Annotated in this window: 2 protein-coding genes; both read left to right on the forward strand. The window is 52.6% G+C overall.

Annotation, left to right across the window (positions count from 1 at the left end; translation table 11 throughout):
- Window positions 1-117: 117 nt before the first annotated feature.
- Window positions 118-297, forward strand: a complete 180-nt coding sequence (locus tag R3F72_RS18685; RefSeq protein ID WP_442978372.1) for a tyrosine-type recombinase/integrase — start codon at window positions 118-120, stop codon at window positions 295-297.
- A gap of 544 nt (window positions 298-841) precedes the next feature.
- Window positions 842-1,022: hypothetical protein (locus tag R3F72_RS18540; protein ID WP_332780478.1), on the forward strand; the 181-nt coding region annotated here is incomplete at its 3' end.

Genomic DNA, 1,022 nt, shown 5'->3' on the forward strand with positions numbered 1-1,022 from the left:
AGGTGGATAGGCTTTCACCCATAGCGGATGGCTCTCTTGGTTCAGATTCTTGGCGGAACACACTGAATTTTCAAGAGAATACCATCCGCTATCTTCGTTTTCGGGCCGGCCTCATGAATAAGCCGGGCTCATAGATTTAGGCATACCCTGGGGACCGATCTCATGGAAGATCCTGATCGTAACATCCGAGTCACCCAAATGATCCTCGACCACTCAAGTATGCGCACAACCATGGAATACGTTCATCCTAGCGTTGACTCCATGAGGAAGGCGCTGAATCAACGTCGATGCCCCTAAATTTTATGTGAGCGGTGGGCGGCCAAGAGGCGGCCGCTCATTCTCGCTATGGCCAGCTTGACAATGATGATCTCGGAATCCAAGATCGTGCATGCCAATGTAGTGCAGGTGCGGTAGGCAACAAGCCAGCACATCATATTAGGCATGTTTTTTCTTAAGCGGCTGAAATTAATGGGTTTTTCCGACTCAAATAGTCCAACTGACTGTTAATCATTGGGTCACAGGTTCGAGTCCTGTTCGGGGAGCCAATGTTGTTTGTCATCCCTTCTCGCTTTTCCAGTTCGCTTGGTCTCTAGCCGTATCTCTCCCTGTTTGTCCTGTCTTCGTAACCCTCAGGTTCCGATGTCGCTGTTCGCTGATACCGTCACCACATCGATGGTGTGTCATGCCGATGTGTTACGTAAACGGCGCCAATAGACAACATTAAGACAACACACCCTGTTGAACCCCCATTCCAGAATGTCGCTCTAACCGACATCGTGACCCGGCCGCGAGGCGGTGGGTTGCCGTCCCTTGTTCGCAAGCCGCATGGAATGGTGGAAACATGGAGCCGTCGAAGACGCCCAGGCAACGACCTGACCGGCAGGATGCCGATTCTGTTACCGACAAGGTCTTCAAGACGCTGTCGATACTCGCCGCACTGGTGCTGGTGTTCGTGATCGGCGCCTTTTCGGTCGTCACCGAGATATTCCCCGGGCCGCAGATACAGCATGCCTATCAGGCCG

Origin of the sequence: Salinicola sp. 4072, assembly GCF_036663415.1 — a bacterium.
GTDB classification, from domain to species: domain Bacteria; phylum Pseudomonadota; class Gammaproteobacteria; order Pseudomonadales; family Halomonadaceae; genus Salinicola; species Salinicola salarius_A.